10 protein-coding genes are annotated in these 14,648 nt (G+C 55.9%); 8 read left to right on the forward strand and 2 right to left on the reverse strand.

Annotation, left to right across the window (positions count from 1 at the left end):
• Positions 1 to 13 precede the first annotated feature (13 nt).
• From M0651_RS20580 to M0651_RS20615, 8 genes are all read left to right on the forward strand, one after another.
• The gene (locus M0651_RS20580) at positions 14 to 775 is read left to right on the forward strand and encodes a class I SAM-dependent methyltransferase (protein ID WP_248553601.1); all 762 of its coding nucleotides are present in this window, start codon (positions 14 to 16) and stop codon (positions 773 to 775) included.
• 2 nt (positions 776 to 777) lie between these two features.
• Positions 778 to 1,158 carry a VOC family protein gene (locus M0651_RS20585; RefSeq protein ID WP_248553602.1) on the forward strand — a complete coding sequence of 127 codons (381 nt, stop codon included), beginning with the start codon at positions 778 to 780 and terminating at the stop codon, positions 1,156 to 1,158.
• Between the two features lie 108 nt (positions 1,159 to 1,266).
• Complete coding sequence (locus M0651_RS20590; protein WP_248553603.1) at positions 1,267 to 2,586, forward strand: extracellular solute-binding protein; 1,320 nt, start codon at positions 1,267 to 1,269, stop codon at positions 2,584 to 2,586.
• A 65-nt stretch (positions 2,587 to 2,651) separates the two neighbouring features.
• Positions 2,652 to 3,530: a carbohydrate ABC transporter permease gene (locus tag M0651_RS20595; RefSeq protein ID WP_248553604.1), complete on the forward strand. Its 879-nt coding sequence runs from the start codon at positions 2,652 to 2,654 to the stop codon at positions 3,528 to 3,530.
• A gap of 24 nt (positions 3,531 to 3,554) precedes the next feature.
• A complete protein-coding gene (locus M0651_RS20600; protein ID WP_248553605.1) occupies positions 3,555 to 4,448 on the forward strand; it encodes a carbohydrate ABC transporter permease in 894 nt (297 codons plus the stop codon).
• Between the two features lie 40 nt (positions 4,449 to 4,488).
• Positions 4,489 to 6,372: a cache domain-containing sensor histidine kinase gene (locus tag M0651_RS20605; RefSeq protein WP_248553606.1), complete on the forward strand. Its 1,884-nt coding sequence runs from the start codon at positions 4,489 to 4,491 to the stop codon at positions 6,370 to 6,372.
• Complete coding sequence (locus tag M0651_RS20610) at positions 6,369 to 7,961, forward strand: response regulator transcription factor (RefSeq protein WP_248553607.1); 1,593 nt, start codon at positions 6,369 to 6,371, stop codon at positions 7,959 to 7,961. Before M0651_RS20605 ends, M0651_RS20610 begins: the two co-directional genes overlap by 4 nt.
• 42 nt (positions 7,962 to 8,003) lie before the next feature.
• A complete protein-coding gene (locus M0651_RS20615) occupies positions 8,004 to 10,640 on the forward strand; it encodes a beta-mannosidase (RefSeq protein ID WP_248553608.1) in 2,637 nt (878 codons plus the stop codon).
• Between the two features lie 214 nt (positions 10,641 to 10,854).
• Here M0651_RS20615 and M0651_RS20620 read toward each other — a convergent pair whose 3' ends face one another.
• The gene (locus tag M0651_RS20620) at positions 10,855 to 12,873 is read right to left on the reverse strand and encodes a Na+/H+ antiporter (RefSeq protein WP_248553609.1); all 2,019 of its coding nucleotides are present in this window, start codon (positions 12,871 to 12,873) and stop codon (positions 10,855 to 10,857) included.
• 164 nt (positions 12,874 to 13,037) lie between these two features.
• Positions 13,038 to 14,069, reverse strand: coding sequence for a ribonucleotide-diphosphate reductase subunit beta (locus tag M0651_RS20625; protein ID WP_248553610.1), 1,032 nt, complete (start codon positions 14,067 to 14,069; stop codon positions 13,038 to 13,040).
• Positions 14,070 to 14,648 lie beyond the last annotated feature (579 nt).

A 14,648-nucleotide genomic window follows, 5' to 3' on the forward strand; every position in this document is an offset into this window, starting at 1 on the left:
GGGAGCGAAGGTCGTGGATCGAAGCGAACTAAAAAAGCGGTGGGAAGCGGAGGAGACCAAGGTTTTTCAGGGCTGGGACTTCTCCGAGCTGAACGGTAGGTTGGAGGAAGAGGGGCTGCCTTGGGACTATCGGGCCCTGATCCAGCAACAAATGAATCCAGAGACGGTGATGCTGGATATGGGAACCGGCGGAGGCGAGTTTCTGCTGTCCTTGTCGCCGCCGCCCGGCCGCACCTATGCGACGGAAGCGTACCCATCTAACTACGAGTTGTGCCTGGCCAAGCTGCCGGCTTATGGGATTGAAGTGTCTAAGGTGGAGGAGGATGACCAACTGCCGTATGAGGATGGATTATTCAGCTTGGTGATCAATCGACATGAATCGTTTTCGGCTAAGAAGGTCTATCGAATCTTGAAGCCGGGCGGGGTGTTTATCACACAACAGGTCGGAGGGCAGAACAATCGGGGATTGTCACGTGATCTCCTTGGTGACGGAGCGATGGAGACGCCGATTGGGTTCGATCTGGCCCACACGGTTCGAGACATCCTCGAAGCGGGGTTTAACGTCGAGGTGCAGCAGGAGGTTTTTCCCAAGTTGAAGTTTCGAGATGTCGGCGCACGGGTCTATTACGCAAAAATCATTGAATGGGAGTTTGCCGGTTTCTCCGTGGAACTTTGCTTTGAGAAATTATGCGAATTGCAGAACAGGGTAGAACAAACTGGATATGTATCCAGTCGGGAGCATCGGTTTATGATTCTGGCGCGCAAGGAGAGATGAGGATGAAATTTGTAGATGTCGCGATTTTGACGGAACAGGTGGTGGCGATGACCCGTTTCTATGAAACAGTCCTGCAAGCGACAGCAGTGGGGGACGAGATTCATGTGGAAGTGAAGACCGAGGGCACCGGACTTGCGATTTACTCGCGGCGGGCGGCGGAAACGGATATGGGATTTGATTTCTCCACCTACTGGGGATCGGGGAACTTCACTCTAGGTTTTAATGTTGAGGACGTCGATGCGGAATATGAGAGGTTGAAAGCATTGGACGTTGAATTCGTGGCGCCTCCTACTACGTATCCCTGGGGAGCCAGGTCAATGCATTTTCGCGATCCGGACGGCAATATTGTGTGCTTTAGAAGCAGAATAGAACCTGTTGTCTAAGTTCCAAACCGATATTTTTCACCCCTGGTGCCGCGATTCGTCTCCTTATGTTTTGAGAGCGCTAACATTACAATGAGTTTAATCAAAGCAAGGGGGGAATCAAACACGATGAAAAAATGGATATCACTATTGTGCAGCGCCGCCATGTTGGCGTTATTGCTCGCCGGCTGCGGCGGAAGGAATGAAGCTTCTGGCAGCGGGGATAACGGCGGAGAGAAAGTGAGTATCTCGATCTGGCATAACTGGACAGGCCAAGATGCCAAAGCGGTGGCGATGCGGAAAATGATCGAGGATTTCCGGACGGCTCATCCCGAGATCGAAGTTGTTGATGAGGGGTTGCCAACGGACGGGCTGAAGACCCGGCTGCGGACGGTGGCCGCGGCAGATGAAATGCCCGATTTGTTCGTGATGTGGCCGGACGCGATGACGAAGGAATTCGTCAAAGGCGATCTGCTGCAGCCGATCAACGATGAATTGGATGCCAATCCGGATTGGAAGAACAACTTCATTCCGAATGCGCTGGACGGTTACACGGTAGACGGTAAAATCTACTCCGTGCCGATGAACCTGGCGCCGAGCTCTTTTATTTACTACAACGATGCCTTGTTCAAGAAACATAACGTGAAGGTACCGGAAACCTGGGAAGAACTAGAGGCTGCGATAAAAACATTTAATGACAACGGTGTGATCCCGATCGCGCTGGGCAATAAAGCAAACTGGGTGGCACAATCGACGTTTTTTAGCACCGTGGGCGACCGGGTGACCGGCACGGAGTGGTTCCTGAAGGCCGTTGAGCAAGATGGGGCCAAGTTTACAGATCCTGAATTTGTCGAGGCGTTGACCAAGTTCCAGAAGCTTGGCGACATCAAGGCGTTTCAGGATGGCTTCAATAGCCTCGACGAAACGCAGATGATGCAGTTGTACTTCCAGGGGAATGCCGCGATGGTCGTTAACGGCGGCTGGGCGCTGGCTAACCTGGTCAACAATGCACCGCCGGAAGTGCTGGACAACACGCATATCACGATCGTCCCTGCGATTGATGGCGGCAAAGGAGTCGCAGATACGACCGCAGGTGTCGTCGGTACGGGCCTGGGCGTCAGCAAGAAGCTGACCGGTGCCCGGAAGGAAGCGGCGATGAAGTTGTTCTACGCGATGGCAGGCCCCGATGGGCAGAAGGCCACTTTGGACAGCAGTACCCTGGTCAGCTACAACATCGAGCTCGACAAGAGCAAAGCGCATCCGCTGTTCGTGGAACTGTATGATCTGATCCAACGTGTCAAAATCGTACCCGTTTACGACTCCAAGCTGGGCTCGGCGACCGTAGAAGTGGTGAACAACGGGCTGCAGGAGTTGCTCATGGGCGGCAAACCGGAGGATATCGCTCGCAAGATTCAGGACGCACAAGCCGCGGCTGTGGCTTCGAATTAGTAGAGTGTTTCCCCTTCCCCTCAGGGGAGGGGGATTATTTTTCCCTTTAAAGGATGTGAGAGAGCATGAACGCCTTACGCAGCAAGAGCTTTATCATCACCGGTCTGCTGCCCGCGCTGGTGATTTACTCGTTGTTTGTTTTCGTACCGGTGATCTGGTCGGCGTATTACGGTTTCTTCAACTGGTCGGGCATCGGCGAAGCGAAATATACCGGCCTAAGCAACTATGCGGAAATTTTATGTGATCCGGTGTTTTGGCGGGCGCTGAAAAATAACGTCGTGTTCGTGCTGGCTTCGGTGTTCGGGCAAATTCCGCTGGCCCTCGCCTTGGCGGTGTTGTTGCACAAAAGCAACCTGCTGCAGCGCTTCCTTCGCTCGGCGGTTTTTCTTCCGATGGTCTTGTCCACGGTGGTGATCGGGATGATCTGGCAGTACATTTATCATCCGCAGATCGGTATCCTGAACTTTCTGCTGGACGCGCTGGGTCTATCCAGCTGGAAGCTGGAGTGGTTGTCGGACGGCAATATCGCCATTTATTCGCTTCTCCCGCCGCTGATTTGGAGTTATGTCGGACTTTACCTAATCATCTTCATGTCTGCGCTCCAGAACATCCCAGGTGAAATCCATGACGCGGCTAAGATCGACGGCGTCTCCGGCGTTCGCAAGCTGCTGACGATCTCGCTGCCGATGATTAAGAATACGGTACAAGTGGCGGTTGTCCTGTGCATATCGGGAAGTCTCAAGTCCTTCGACCTGGTCTACATCATGACGAAGGGCGGCCCGGCGCATGCGACCGAGCTGCTGGCGACGTATATGTACAATTCGACCTTCTCGACCTATCGTTATGGGTTCGGGAGCGCGATTTCCACCAGCATCATGATCATCAGTCTGCTGTTAATTGGCACCAGCCAGTGGCTGACCAATCGGAAGAAGGACGCCGCTTAAGATGAAAGGAGGTACCCATTGAACATGAACATGAACATGAATCCAACAACCCCTCTATCGGCGAGAAACGCGGGGACTGGCGGCGGCGGGCGGGTGCTGGGCAAAACGGGCCGGCTTTTGTTTTGGGGCCTGCTGACGCTCTATGGGGTGGTGACCCTGTACCCGTTCTTCTGGCTGGTGATCAGCGCGTTTAAGACGAACGCAGATTTCTACGCCCGTCCCTTTGGGCTGCCGCAGGTGTGGCAGGGCGACAACTTCACACGGGCTTGGGAGAGCTCGCGGCTTGGCACCGCATTCGGGAATTCGCTTATTGTGGCTCTCGGCTCGCTTGTGCTAACCTTGTTCATTGCCTCGCTGACTTCGTTTATCCTGGCCCGCTTCCAGTTCCGCTGGAAAGGCGGCGTCTTGACCTTCTTCGTGATCGGGATGCTGATCCCGATTCATAGCACCCTGGTTCCGCTGTTTATTCTCATGAAGCAGATGTCGCTGCTGAACACGTATTGGGCGCTGATTCTGCCTTACACCGCATTTGCGCTGCCTACGGCGGTATTCGTGCTGACGGCGTACCTGACGAGTGTGCCCCGCGAGCTGGAGGAAGCGGCTTTTATCGATGGCACCGGCTTGTGGGGGTTATTCTTCCGCATCATGTTGCCAATGTCGGTTCCGGCCTTAGCCACGGTGACCATTCTGAGCTTCCTGCATTCCTGGAATGACTTCTCCTTCGCCCTCGTGTTTATCAACAAGACGGCGCTCAAGACGCTGCCGCTGGCCATCGCTAACTTCGCCGACGGTTACCAGACGGACTACGGCTTGTCGCTGGCGGGCATGACGTTGTCGGTGATTCCGACGATCGTCCTCTATTTGCTGTTTCAGGAACAAATGATGAAGGGGATGACGGCCGGCGCGGTGAAAGGATAAGGGAGGAATATCCTACACCGGAGCAAAGGGGGAGCGCAACATGCATAAATGGCTGGCTACTTCGCTTCAGCGCAGGTTGTCGGTGGTGGTCGCAGCATCCATGATCGTGCCGATGTTGGCTTTGGGGTTATTCGCCTTTATGATCTCATCCAACATTACCGAGGAGAAAACGAAGCTGACCGGCAGCGATATGCTGAAGCAAATGGATGCCAACCTGCGCTTTATGCTGGAGGATATCGAAACGTTGTCGATCTTCCTGATTGGGGAACGAGATTTGCAGACCTATCTGACTGGCCCGGAGGACAATGAGACTAAGCGGACCGAGTTAGTAGGGAGAATGACGAATCTGGCAGCCTCCAAGCCTTATATCGCCAATATCGCCATCTATCCCGAACGGTTTGACGGACGCTTATCCACGGCCACATGGTATGAAAATGAGCTCCCATCTGCGGCGGCGGAGGCGATTGCCGGGGGGGTGAAAACATGGTCCGGCGTGTACGCCATTCGCGATTATGCCGGGATGGAGCAGGTCATGACCTTGTTCCGGCCGATTCGCAGCATCTATGATTTTCGCCGATTGGGTTGGCTAGCGATCAGCTTGGATGAACGGGAGCTGGCCCATAACCTGGAATCGCCGGAGTTCGGCCAAGGGATGGGCAAGGTCGAATTAGTTGGGGCGGACGGTACGATTCTCTCCTCCGCTGATAAGTCCAGGCTGGGCCAGCCGTTGGATGTTTTTGCGCCCGGTCTGTTCGCGTTGATCCCGGGCGGAGTCGCGGCGGCGGACGACGGGGTCGAACCGCGCAGCAGCCGCGTGTACGAGAGCGGGAGCGTCATCTATGGCGAGGAGGACGCCAAATCGACAGTGCTGTACCGCCGCGAGCCGTTGACCGGCTGGATGCTGGTGGGCAGCGTCCCCTACGACCAATACCAAGCAGAGAACCGCTACATCTTGACGTTAACCGTTATGGTGGTTGGTGTGTCCGTGCTGGCGTGCACGCTGCTCATTTGGTTTACAGTGCGCCGGATCACCCGGCCGCTGCGCGTATTGACCCGCCATTTGTCGCGGATCGATCCGGAGCGGCCTTTGCCGCGTTTTCCGGTGACCACGGACGATGAGATCGGCCGCCTGGGACAGAGCTACAATATGCTCGGTGCTCATATCGAACGATTGAAGCGGGAGGTCATCCGCGGGGAGGCGCGCAAGAAGGAGGCCGATCTGCGGGCATTGCAGGCTCAGATCAACCCGCACTTTCTGTACAATACCTTATCTTCGATCCATTGGATCGCTCTGATGTCGGGGGAGCGGAGAATCGCCGATATGGTTGAGGGGTTAAGCGACTTCTTGCGGATTAGCCTTAATCAAGGCCGGGATTACTGCCCGGTTGAGCAGGAGGTAGCACATATCCGTAACTATGTGCGCGTCCAATCGATTCGTTTTCCCGATAAATTCGCCGTGGAGTACATCGTGGATGAGGGGCTGGCGGACAAGTGGATGCTGAAGCTGCTGCTGCAGCCTTTGGTGGAGAATGCTCTAATCCATGGGGTTCAAAAACGCGAAGGCATCGGAACGATCACCATCCTGATCCAGGCGGAGGGGAAACGCATGAATGTGATGGTCATGGATGACGGGTTGGGGATGAGCGCCGCACGTTTGGAAGAAGTCCGTCAGGCGCTGTCGCTGCCGGCAGCTGAACGGGCAGAGAATACGCACATACAGACGGTAATGCCGGGAATAGTGTTGGCGGAGACGGCAGCCACGGCAGCTGCCGCAGCGAAGTTCGATGCCGGATACGGGCTTCGTAACGTAAACGAACGGCTGCTCTTGCATTACGGACGTGAAGCCGTCCTTTCCGTAGATAGCCGCGAAGGCGAAGGTACGCAGGTTTCATTCTCTATTCCGATCATGGAGGGATCGCCATGAACGTATTAATTGTGGATGATGAGGTCATCATCCGGACCGGTCTAGCCAGTGTCATTTCCTGGAGCGAGCTCGGGCTGAATCTGCTTCCGCCGGCCGCATCCGCGGAAGAGGCGCTTCAGCGGCTGGGGGCGGAGCGGCCGGATATCTTGATCACCGATATCCGAATGAACGGGAAGACCGGCTTGGAGCTGGCGGAGGAAGCGGCCGCACTGCTGCCGGGGCTGGAGGTCATCATTTTGTCGGGCTACGGGGATTTTGCCTATACCCAGCAGGCGATTCGCCAGGGGGTTGGCGACTATCTGCTGAAAACAAGCAAACCGGAGGAAATCATCCGAACCGTGCTTCAGGCCAAGCAGCGGCTGCTGGAGCGCCGGGCCGAGGACTCCCGCGCACAGCGGCAGGCTCGGGAAGAACGGCGGCGGCACCTGGTTAAGTGGGTGATTGAAGGCGATGCGGGAGCAGTTTCGGTAAATGCCACTCACGAGAATCAGGGTGCGGAAGCATCCGGCGGACCACGGGTCCGGCAGGTTTTGATCTTATCCGCGGATGGCTGGGGCCAAGAGGACGATGCTGATTCGCTGCTGCGATTTGCTGTGCAAAATATGCTGGAGGACTTGCTGCCGGGAGCGGCGGTATTGATCCACCAGGGTCAAATCGTCTGCGTGACCGGCCCTGACAAGGAAGAGGCGTATACGTGGGGCGGGCGGTATAAGGGAGTGCTTGAACGGATCGAAAACCTGCTGAACTGCCGGCTGCGCCTGGCGGCTGGCATTGCCGTGGACGATCCGAATCAGGTCTATCAAAGTTATGTGACGGCGACCGCCGCCTTTGCTTACCATGATCTGCTGAACGGTTCGAAACTGTTGGATTACCGGGAAATCGCCGATCGCAAAGGCGGGAGAACGGTGTTGTCGCAAGAGGAGGAGAATGGGCTTGGCGCGATCCTGTTGGAGCAGGATCCTATGGCCCTGCGGGCTTGGACCCATCGGTTGGCCGACGAGCTGGTCGCGGACTCGGAATGTACGCCGGAATCGTATCAGGCCTGTCTGCAGTCGGCGGCGGTCGCCGCACATCGCTGGCTGGAGCGAACGCTCCGGGCTTTAGGGAAAGAAGGAGAAGCGCGCTTCGAGCCGTGGCTGCAGCAGCAGGTCGAAGGGGGCAAGCTGAAAGAGGAGCTGTTCCGGCATCTCCATGCCGTGATGACCTTGTATCACAGTCAGCTCGGCGAAGGGCAGGCTTCCCATGTGCAGCGGGCCAAGGCATTTATGGAGTCCTGCCCCGCGGGGGAGCTAAGCCTGCAGCAGATCGCGGCTTATGTGCACCTGCATCCCGGGCATCTTAGCGAGCTGTTCAAGAAAGAGACCGGCAGCACCTTCGGCGATTATGTCACCGCTCTGCGGATGCGCCGGGCGATGGAGCTGCTAGTCGTATCCCCGGCCAAGGTGAGCGAAATCGCCGGAATGACGGGGTATGAAGACGTGAAATACTTTAGCCGGCTGTTTAAGAAGCATACGGGGAAGACGCCCAGCGAATTTCGCGAAGAGGCGCTCGGTTACGATCCAGCAGGCGTAACCGCGGGCGAGAGATAAATCAGCTACCTTATACCACCATCGGGGAAAGAGGGACGATTCATGATTTTATCGGGACCATGGAAGCTGCAGCATGTTGAGGTCGGGGAGAAACCACCCCTGGAGCTGGCCGCGCCCGGACTGGACGACCGCTTCTGGATCGAAGCGGTCGTGCCGGGCGACGTGCATTCGGCGCTGCTGGAACGCGGGATCATCGAACCCCCGTATTTCGGGCATAACGATGCGAAGTGCCGGTGGATCGAGCGGAAGGAATGGTGGTACCGCACGACATTTGAGCTGGATGATGTGCCGGGGGAAGAAGAGCGGATTGAACTCACGTTCGAAGGGCTGGACACGTTTGCGGCCGTTTATGTCAACGGACATGAGATCGGCTTGGCATCCAACATGTTCCGTTGCTATATGTTCGACATCACGCGGATCGTCCGAGAAGGCCGAAATACGCTGGCGGTTCGATTCGATCCACTATATTTGCATCACCGAGACAAAGAGCAGTTCGAATGGTCCTCCTATACGAAGGAGCGTCCCTGGATCCGCAAGGCGGCGATGAACTTTGGTTGGGACTGGGGGCCGCGAATCGTGACGACCGGCATTTGGGGCCCGGTTCGATTGGAGCGTCGCAAGCTATCGAAGCTGACCGGCGTATATGCCGCAACGTTATCCGCGTCAGTGGAGGAGGCGGTCATCCGGGTGAACGTCGAAGCGGAGGCGTACCGTGCTGGGACAGCGGCAGTGGCCGTCGCGAGGCTGCTTGCTGCGGATGGAGTCGAGGTGGCGTCCGCGACGCTTCCCGTCCTGAACGGGGATGCGGGGTCTCTAGGTGGGCAGGCAGCGCGGAGGCAAGCCTTTCCGAGTGCTATTCGCACGAAGGGAGCGGCGTCGGCCGAACTGCGGATCGCCCTACCGCGGCGTTGGTGGACGCATGATTTGGGCGATCCTTACCTGTACACGCTAGAGGTGACGCTGCTCGTCGGTGGGGAAGAGGTAGACCGATATGAGCAGTCTTTTGGGATTCGGACACTGGAATTATCGCGGCAAAATCCCGACGGCAGCCCATCGTTTGCCTTTATCCTTAATGGCATTAAGGTTTATGCCAAAGGTGCCAACTGGATCCCGGCGGATCATCTGATTGGATCGATTCCGGATTCCACGTACCACGGACTAGTCGAACTGGCCGTGGAAGGGCAGATGAACATGCTGCGCGTATGGGCGGGCGGCATTTATGAGAAAGAGATTTTTTACGAGGAATGCGACCGCCGCGGAGTGCTGGTGTGGCAAGACTTCGCTTTTGCCAATGCGCTATTTCCGGACTTCAACCGCGACTTCATGGACAATGTGCAGCAGGAAATCATCGATAACGTCAAGCGGCTGCGGAACCGCGCCTCGCTTGCGCTTTGGTGCGGCAACAATGAGATCGACTGGCTGGTTGACATGAAGTCGGCGGCGGGTGACATTACTGGAGCTTTTTTCGGAGAGACGATCTATCATGAGCTGATCCCCGGACTGCTGGCCGAACTCGATCCGCACCGTCCATATTGGCCTTCGTCGCCATATGGCGCACAGGACGGGTATGACGTCAATGATCCGAATCAGGGGGACCGCCATAATTGGCAAGTGTGGCACGGGTCGGTATACCCGCGTATGCAGGGTGAGAAGCCGCGGCTCGATTATAGTATCGAAGGGGTGACGTTCAAGAATTATAAGCAGGACCTCGCCCTGCTTAGCAGCGAGTTCGGCATGCATGCTTCGGCGAATCGATATACGTTGGAGAAGAACATTCCCGAAGGGAAGTTTACCTGGGGGAGTGCCGAGATGGCATACCGGAACAAGGATACGAACCACCGCAAAGGGATTTTGTTGATGGAAGGCTTCACGGGGATTCCACAGGACGTTGAGGAATATATGAACTTCTCCATGCTGACCCAGGCTGAAGGGCTGAAGTACGGAATCGAGCATTTCCGTCGCCACCGTCATCGCAACAGCGGTGCGCTGGTGTGGCAGTTGAACGACAGCTGGCCGGGGACGAGCTGGTCGATGATCGATTACGAGTTGCTGCCGAAGGCTTCGTATTATTATGGCAAGACCTTCTTTCACCCCGTGCTCCTGTCACTGGAGCATGAGTCGGGAGAGCCGCTGCGCGTGTGGGTTGTGAACGACACGTTGGAGGAGTTGGAGGGAACCGTGACGTTAACGGTTCATCCCTTGGTCCAGGGCGGCGATCTGGCGGGGGGGTCGGGGGCTGGAGCAGGCGCGGGGCGGCGGACTACATTTGCGGTGAAAGTGCCGCCGCAAACGGCGCTGTCGCTCGGAAGCCTAGAAGAGGCGGAGGCGCTGGCGGGTTTAGCACCGGAGGAGGTGGTGGTAGAGCTGAGCGCCACCGGATTCGCTGCGCCCGCGAATCGGTACTATCTGCGCGACTCGAAGGAGATCCGCTTGCCTGTCGCTGAGCTGGACGTGCGGGTTGATGAAGCGGCGCAGACCGTCACGGTCACGGCCTCCGGCCGGGGTGTTGCCCGGCTGGTCAAGCTGGAGCTGCCGCTGGGCGGGGTCCGCTTCAGCGACAACTACTTTGACCTGCTGCCCGGCGAGAGCCGGACGGTCCGCCTGCGGCATCCCGGCGGCTTGGCGCTCCCGTGGGCGGAGCTGCGCGTTGGCGCGCTCAACGCTGGAACGCTCGCGTAACGGAACGAGCAGACCTTATTTCGGCGAAAAACGCCAGATTCCCAATCTAACGGAACGGAAAGACGCTATTTGGATGTTTCTTGCCTGATCTCAGGCCGAATTGTCCCAATAGCGTCTTCTGGTTCCGTTAGATTTCTGTGCTGCCCGTTTCTCGCCAAATAAGCGCTCTACGTTCCGTTACGCTCGCGCGGCACCGCCGTCTCTATTATCGTCGCTATTCCTCGTGCTCGTAGAGGGTGAGGCTTTCGATTTGGTTGATCGTTCGCCGCAACTCCCGGGCTTGTTCCCGGCTAATGTCGCCATTCTCGAACATGCGGCTGATTTCCGCACGTTCGGCGTCCATGACCAGCAGCCGCAGCTCTTCCTTCTGCGCTTCCGTCTTCTCGCTGAATGGATCCGCGGCGCCTTTCAACCGAGCAATCGCACGCTTGTAATCCAGGATGACGAATTGGACAAGGTTATCCGTCTCGTTCCCTTTCTTCAGCCCTTGCAAATACTCAAGTGCGGCTTGCAGCGCGTGGATTTGGATGGTCCTTCCTTCGGTTTTCATAGCGAACTCTTTGTATTTGCGTTTCGCACGACGGAAGTCCCGCACCGTACTGCCGACCAGGAAGAAGAAACGGGCACGGCCGCTTTGCGACAGCTTCTCTTCCCGAAGCTCCAGCGCCTTCTCGAAGGCCTCGAACATCTCTTTGTCCATGCCTCCGTCTGCCATCACCTGTTGGATATAGCCGCGTTCCACTTTCAGTGCGATCCGGTGCAGCTCGGTGATTTTGCCCAACATGGCCGGTCGATCGGGACGCTGAGCTCCCCACTGATCCAAGGCCGGCTGAAGCAGCCGGCTATATTCGTCCATGAGCTGGTAGGACGCTGTTTTGTTGTCGTCGTTCATTTCCTCCTTGATCTTGTTCAGCGCAACCCGCAGTACGCGAGTTCGGGCCTCATTCATGTCGAGGAACACGTCGTCCTCCTCGCCGGGCACGCCCCCCTTGCTCAGCATCGGCAAGAAAATCGTGGCCACAATCAACGTAAACAAGATAACGCCTGCCGCCAAGAACAAAATCAACGACCGCTCTGGAAAAGGACCGCCGCTGGCGACCACATAAGGAATCGACAATACCCCGGCCATGGTGACGGCCCCGCGGACCCCGGTCAGGGTCAGCAGCAGGCTGGATTTCAACGTAGGTTTTTCAATGTTATCCCCTTTGGCCTTCCGGTGTTCATACATGGCAAAGAGATGCGACCAAATAAAGCGAATCCCCAATATGCCGACCCCAACGACCAGCACGTATCCGATCGCCAGCACATTGTTAATGTTCGGATTATCGACGGTAGCTTGCATCGACGATGGGATGTTCAACCCCAGCAACAGGAAGACAATCCCGTTTAGGATGAACAGCACCGTAGACCAGATATTTTCTGTTAAAACCTGTTCCTCCGCCAACATCGTTTCCGTCCGCTCCCGCAGCAAGGAATGCACAATACCGCCCACAACAACGGCAATAACCCCGGATGCATGCAGGATATCCTCCGTAATGATAAAGATCAGGAATGGCGTCAGAATTTGCAGCAGGGAATGCAACGTGGCATCCTTGATCCCTTGTTTGAGCAAGGAGAACCGGATCCAAGTCATGATTAAGCTGAGCACCAGTCCCAATAATGCTCCGGTTACGAACATATAAGAGAAGTCAAACACGGCTTCCCGCAGTGAAAAATAACCCGTAACAACCGCAGCAACCGCGTAGTTAAAGGCAACCAAGCCCGATGCGTCGTTGATCAGCGATTCCCCCCGGACGAGATTGAGCACCTTCTCGGGGAGATGAATTCGCTTGGCAATCCCGTTGACAGCCACCGGATCGGTAGGGGACAGGATCGCAGCCAGTGCGAATGCCGCGACGAGCGGGATGTCGGGAATCACCGCATGAATCAGGTAACCACCACCCAATGTAGTTAACACCACCAGAATGATCGCGTTCCCCAGAATCGCCCCGCGCATATTCCAGAGTTGGTCGCGGGGGAAATACCTGCCATCGTTGTACAACAAAGGCGCAACGAACAGCAGCAAAAACCATTCCGTTTCGAGTTCCAGTGAGAACCCGTTAAAGGCCAGGGCGATAAGGATCCCAAGAGCGATTTGCGTCAGCGCAGTAGGAATTAACGGGATATAGTGGCTAATGATGTTGGAGGCCACAAGGCAGATGAGAAGCATAATTACGGTAATCAGTAAGTCCATAAATACAAACGTCCTTCCGAAAGTTCAGGCGCTGGGCCAATTTGGTAGTTGATCTTAGCATATCCCGTTTTTTTAAACTGAAGTTAAAGGGGACAAACTTTTATTACGAAAAAAATGCCCTTCCGCAACATGCGGAAGAGCCGCCTTATTTTATAGCGTCGTCCTTACAGGTCGTCAAACCCGTTGTCGTCGCCAACCTTGCCGTAGTTACGAGATTTCGCCTCGAAAAAGTCCGTTTTCGTCGCGTTCAGCGCCTCGTCGGAGAACGGCTTGATCCATGGCATGCAGTTGATATCAACGCCTTGGTACGCTTTGTCCAGTCCCATCAACGTCAATCGTTTGTTGGCGATATATTTGATGTAATCGGACAATTCGTTCAAGTCGATGCCTTGCACATCCTTCAGCGTATAGTGCGCCCAATTCGTTTCCAGCTCCACCGCCCGATTGATCGTGCGGTACGTGTAGTCGATATTCTCCTTCGTGTTCAGCTCCGGATAGTCGACCAGTAGCTGCTTAAAAACTTCGGCGAAGAAGTAGCAATGTTGATTCTCGTCCCGCTGGATATACGAAATCATTTGGCTTGTGCCCATCATTTTCTGATCGCGCGCCAGGTTGTAGAAGAAGGCGAATGTACTATAGAAGAAAATCCCCTCAAGAATAAGGTCGGCAACCAGCGCTTCAAAAAAGGTCTGCGGCGTCGCGTTATTACGGAAGTTCTGATAAATGTCAGAGATGAACTTGTTGCGGTCCAGCAGCACCGGGTCGTGCTTCCAGTATTCAAAAATCTCTTTCTGTTCCTGCTCCGATACGATCGAAGACAGCACATAGGAGTAGGACTGGTTATGAACTACTTCCTGCTGCCCGATGATCGCCGAAATCGCCTCCAGCGACGAGTCGGTGAAGTAACGTTTCACGTCGCCGACGAACATCGTTTGCATCGAATCGAGCACCGCTAGCAGGGAGATGTTGATCTTGAAGGTGCGCTGCTCTTCCGAGTTGAGCAGGGCGAATTGCTGCGCGTCTTTGGCCATTGGGATCTCGTCCGCGATCCAGTGGTTGAGCAGCAGCACCTTGTAAAGCTTGTACATATGCGGCATGCGGATGTCGTTCCAGTTCAGGATGCCCGAGCATTCGCCGCCGATAATCCGCGTCGATTTGTTGGGGGCTTCGGTGTTGAATATCGTTTGAAGTTGCATGGGGTTTCGCTCCTTGATTTGTAGTGGGTCATGTGGGAGGGGGCCGTCGGCTGAAATGTTCTTACGATCGCTGTTGCTCGCGGATTTCTCGGATTGAACTAGATTCAGAAGTTGTAGAAATCCACTCGCCAAGGCGAACGCTCCGCTTCTTTAGAATCATTTCACCTCGGTTCAATGAGCTAAAGATCTGTGTCTTTAGCTCATTGAACCCTCTGGCCCATTCCCCGCATGGATATATGTTCAAACGCGAGCGCATCCCCGCAGGGGATGGCGCCTCTCCACACGCAGTGGCATTTTGGACGCCCCTGCCACTCATAATTCTTTAAAGTAAGTGCATCCCCGAAGGGGACAACGAGGGTTACGCACGCTGCAGCACCGTTTACCGCCAAAGTCGCAATCCCCGCCCCGCAGGAGCGCCTGAAGTAGAGCGGGCCCGAAGGGCGAGAAGCGGCTCATCCCGCCCACCTCCTTCGGGTGCGCCGAAAGCAGCAGTCATGAGCAGCACGGTTTACCAGGTGACCCGGGGGCACCAAAAGTAAGACGTACCCGAAGGGGGAAAAGCGTTCCACGAGCCAACCC

Origin of the sequence: Paenibacillus mellifer (assembly GCF_023195895.1) — a bacterium.
Lineage (GTDB): Bacteria > Bacillota > Bacilli > Paenibacillales > Paenibacillaceae > Fontibacillus > Fontibacillus mellifer.

Excerpts from the sequence above, each read along its gene's own strand:
- M0651_RS20590 (WP_248553603.1), top strand. The coding sequence starts at position 1,267 with ATGAAAAAATGGATATCACTATTGTGCAGCGCCGCCATGTTGGCGTTA.
- M0651_RS20615 (WP_248553608.1), top strand. The coding sequence starts at position 8,004 with ATGATTTTATCGGGACCATGGAAGCTGCAGCATGTTGAGGTCGGGGAG.
- M0651_RS20605 (WP_248553606.1), top strand. The coding sequence starts at position 4,489 with ATGCATAAATGGCTGGCTACTTCGCTTCAGCGCAGGTTGTCGGTGGTG.
- M0651_RS20620 (WP_248553609.1), bottom strand. The coding sequence starts at position 12,873 with ATGGACTTACTGATTACCGTAATTATGCTTCTCATCTGCCTTGTGGCC.
- M0651_RS20610 (WP_248553607.1), top strand. The coding sequence starts at position 6,369 with ATGAACGTATTAATTGTGGATGATGAGGTCATCATCCGGACCGGTCTA.
- M0651_RS20585 (WP_248553602.1), top strand. The coding sequence starts at position 778 with ATGAAATTTGTAGATGTCGCGATTTTGACGGAACAGGTGGTGGCGATG.
- M0651_RS20625 (WP_248553610.1), bottom strand. The coding sequence starts at position 14,069 with ATGCAACTTCAAACGATATTCAACACCGAAGCCCCCAACAAATCGACG.
- M0651_RS20595 (WP_248553604.1), top strand. The coding sequence starts at position 2,652 with ATGAACGCCTTACGCAGCAAGAGCTTTATCATCACCGGTCTGCTGCCC.
- M0651_RS20600 (WP_248553605.1), top strand. The coding sequence starts at position 3,555 with ATGAACATGAACATGAATCCAACAACCCCTCTATCGGCGAGAAACGCG.